Source organism: uncultured Gimesia sp., from assembly GCF_937919775.1.
In the GTDB taxonomy this organism is placed as follows: Bacteria; Planctomycetota; Planctomycetia; order Planctomycetales; family Planctomycetaceae; genus Gimesia.
This window is the reverse complement of sequence record NZ_CALFPF010000234.1, coordinates 1-3,982: the sequence shown is the minus strand read 5'-3', so window position 1 is coordinate 3,982 and position 3,982 is coordinate 1. Positions and strand designations below refer to the sequence as shown.

At 47.8% G+C, this 3,982-nt stretch carries 3 protein-coding genes and 1 pseudogene; all 4 read left to right on the top strand.

Going from position 1 to position 3,982, the window contains the following annotated elements; all coding sequences use genetic code 11:
• Window positions 1-1,810 (top strand): asparagine synthase (glutamine-hydrolyzing) (gene asnB, locus Q0294_RS06125; protein WP_299461966.1); only part of this gene is annotated, 1,810 nt, incomplete at its 5' end.
• A gap of 46 nt (window positions 1,811-1,856) precedes the next feature.
• On the top strand, window positions 1,857-2,114 hold the full coding sequence (locus Q0294_RS06120; RefSeq protein ID WP_299461964.1) for an acyl carrier protein: 258 nt from the start codon (window positions 1,857-1,859) through the stop codon (window positions 2,112-2,114).
• Window positions 2,115-2,132: 18 nt separating this feature from the next.
• The gene (locus Q0294_RS06115) at window positions 2,133-3,689 is read left to right on the top strand and encodes an AMP-binding protein (RefSeq protein WP_366917914.1); all 1,557 of its coding nucleotides are present in this window, start codon (window positions 2,133-2,135) and stop codon (window positions 3,687-3,689) included.
• A gap of 89 nt (window positions 3,690-3,778) precedes the next feature.
• Window positions 3,779-3,982, top strand: a pseudogene (gene nadE / locus Q0294_RS06110) (NAD(+) synthase); the annotation flags it as partial.

The following is a 3,982-nucleotide window of genomic DNA, read 5'->3' as shown; positions in this document are numbered from 1 at the left end:
TGCAGGAGGTCTGCAGCCGATGCAGTCTGCAGATGGAATGCTGACGGTCACATTCAATGGCGAAATATTCAATCACATTGAACTTCGGGCACAACTTACAAGCAAAGGGTATCGATTTCAGACTCATTCCGATACGGAAGTGATTCTGTATATGTATGCCGAATACGGTCCCGAATGCGTTCAACAATTTAACGGGCAATGGGCGTTTGCCATCCACGACCAAAGACAGCAACAGGTTTTTCTTTCCCGCGATCGTATGGGAATTCGTCCGCTCGTTTATACACAAACACAAGGTCGATTCATTTTTGCTTCAGAAGTGAAAGCGCTGTTCACACTGCCAGATGTCGAACGTAAAGTCGATCTGACCGCTTTGAACGAGTTGTTTACATTCTGGTCACCTCTGCCTCCACGCACATTTTTTGAAGGCGTTTTTGAATTACCCCCCGCACACTCCATGATCGTCAAGAACGGTCAAATAAAGATTTGGCAATATTGGAACGTGGACTATAGTCCGAATGAAGAAAACCGCTCCCTGGATGACTGGGCCGATGAACTGCGGGCGCTGCTGATCAATGCGACACAACTGCGGTTGCGAGCCGATGTCCCCGTAGGCGCTTATCTGAGTGGCGGCCTCGATTCTTCAGTGACCGCTGCCATCATTCGAAATTATACCAATGCGCCTCTGAATACATTTTCTGTCAATTTCACCGATAAAGAATATGACGAAAGCCAGTATCAGCAGGAAATGATCCGGGAACTGGGAACCGACCATCAGACAGTCTGTTGTTCTTATGAAGATATCGGACGCATTTTTCCTAAAGTGATTCAGCATACGGAAAAACCAGTTCTGCGAACGGCTCCCGCCCCCATGTACCTGCTTTCAAAACTGGTGCGTGACAATCAGTTCAAGGTAGTGATGACCGGCGAAGGCGCTGACGAAGTGCTCGGCGGTTACGATCTGTTTAAAGAAACGAAAATCCGACGTTTCTGGAGTCGCCAGCCTGAATCCAAAATTCGGCCGCTCCTCTTAAAACGTCTTTATCCTTACATGAAGAATCTGCAGGCACAGTCCCCCGCTTATCTCAAGGCGTTTTTCAAAATTCGTCCGGAAGAGATCGACAGCCCGTTTTTCTCACATCTGCCTCGCTGGGATTTAACATCCAAATTAAAAACCTTTTTCAGCGACGATGTGAAACAGCAACTGGTATCTCAAGATCCGCTCTCTGAATTCGCACAGCAGTTACCCGCGCGTTTCTCTCAGTGGCCTTCGTTCTGCCAGGCGCAATACCTCGAAACGGTGAATCTGATGCCGGGATATATTCTGTCTTCACAGGGAGATCGTATGGCAATGGGAAATTCGGTGGAAGGCCGATTCCCGTTTCTGGATTATCGCGTGGTGGAATTTGCCGCGCGTATTCCCGTTCGCTTTAAGATGAATGGATTGAACGAAAAATATCTGCTCAAGTACGCGATGCGAGATCTCATTCCCGAAAGTATTCGAGAGCGACCCAAGCAACCGTATCGCGCCCCGGAAGCGCACTGTTTCATTGACACAAATAAGCAGCAGGCCCGGTTCGAGTATGTCAACCAGTTATTGTCCCCGGACAAGTTAAAAGAAAATGGTCTGTTCAATCCGGCAGCCGTACAGAGTCTGGTAAAGAAAATTGAGCAAGGGCGTGCCATCGGCACGCGCGACAATATGGCTCTGGTCGGAATTCTTTCAACACAACTGGTTGTTGAACAGATGATTCATAAACAACCGGTCGCTGCCGAAAACAATGGCCCTGAAATCACGAAAATACTGGCATAAAAAAACACGTAACTCTTAACTTAATTCAAAAACATAAAGGTGAGAAATGAGCTCTATTCAATCTGACATCCGGAATTTTGTCGCGGATAACTTTCTATTCGGCGAAGATCCGGAGTCTTTACACAATGACGATTCATTTCTGGAAACAGGAATTATTGATTCGACAGGTGTTCTGGAACTGGTTGCCTTTATTGAAGACAAATATTCCGTGGAAGTCGACGACGATGAACTGGTTCCTGAAAACCTGGATTCGATTGACCGGTTAATTAATTTCATCGAATCCAAACTCAAAGAATTAAAATAATTTCCGAAGGAGCAGGCCTTGTTGCTGCAATCATTTTTAGAACAAAGTGCGCATAATTATCCGGATAAAGTCGCGCTGATCGTTGACCAGAAGCGATATACCTACCTGGAAATTGAACAGCAAAGCAATCGCCTGGCGCGGGCGTTATTACAGCGTGGACTGGAACGCGGAGACCGTGTTGCCATTCATCTGGACAATACGCTCGAATCCGTCGTCTCGATTTTTGCCGTGCTGAAAGCGGGAGGTGTCTTTGTGATGGTGAACCCCACCACAAAGATCGATAAATTAACCTACGTCCTGAATAATTGCCGCGCCCGGATTCTGATCATTCCGGAAAAAAAACGAGCCACCATTTTGGAACATTCCGATCTTTTGCCGCATTTAAAAACGGCAGTCACCATCGGACCTGCGACTTCACCACACGAAGAAAACGAACTGCAGATGCCTCGTTTTGAGTCATGGGAACAGATTCAGACAGAATTTGCAGAATGCATGACTCCACCTGCAACCCGGACAATCAGTATCGATCTGGCAGCACTCGTTTATACATCCGGATCAACGGGCAACCCGAAAGGGGTAATGCTGACTCATTTGAATATGACCTCAGCCGCTCGTTCAATCACAACTTACTTAATGAATGAGCCTGAAGACATCATTTTAAATGTACTCCCGCTCTCATTCGATTATGGCCTGTATCAGTTACTGATGGCGTTTCGCGTCGGAGCGACACTGGTCCTCGAAAAATCGTTCACGTATCCGCACGCTGTTCTACAGAAAATCATCGACGAACAGGTCACCGGCTTCCCACTGGTACCCACCATGTCTGCGATCCTGTTGAAAATGGATTTGTCGAAATATGATTTTTCGAAATTACGATACATCACAAATACAGGCGCCGCCCTACCGACAGAACATATTCTGACTTTCCGCAAACGACTGCCCCACGTGCAGATTTTCTCGATGTACGGCCTTACGGAATGCAAACGGGTCTCTTATCTGCCTCTGGAACAGGTCGATATCAGAACCGGCTCGGTGGGAATTGCCATGCCGGACACCGAAGTCTTCATCGTGGATGATGCAGGACACCGACTGCCACCGGAACATGTCGGCGAACTGGTTGTGCGCGGTGCCAATGTCATGAAAGGCTACTGGGAAGCCCCCGATCGCACCGCAGAACGTTTAAAGCCCGCTGAAATCCCCAATGAAATGTATCTCTACACCGGTGATTTATTCCGCATGGACCGGGAAGGATATCTGTACTTTGTAGGCAGACGAGACGACATCATCAAAAGTCGCGGCGAGAAAGTCAGCCCCAAGGAAGTTGAAAATGTCCTGTTTACACACGAACGAATTTCAGAAGCAGCCGTCGTGGGAGATCCCGATCCTGTTCTGGGGCAATCCATCCGTGCGATCGTCACTCTGATGCCCGGTCAGGAACTGACAGAAAAAGAAGTACTGGCTTACTGCCGCAAACACCTGGAGGATTTCATGGTTCCGCAAAAGATCGAATTTCGCGACGAACTCCCCAAATCACCGAACGGCAAAGTCGACAAAAAACAACTGACGCTTCCCTGATCTGACAAATCGGAAATCAACAAAATCACTATCACATAAATGAACATTTGCTGAAGATCTCGTTCGGCAAACAAGGAGAAGTCATCACCATGACCGTTAAAACAAAATCATTCAGTCCCGATTTGCTGAACCTCGATTGTGCAGCCGAAACAGAACGCATCGTCAACTGGATGCAGGACACGGTTCGCAAAACAATGCGTAAAAAAGGGGCCGTGCTAGGCTTGTCCGGCGGAATCGACAGTAGTGTGGTGACCGCACTTTGCGTTCGTGCCTTCGGCGCAGATCGTGTTCTG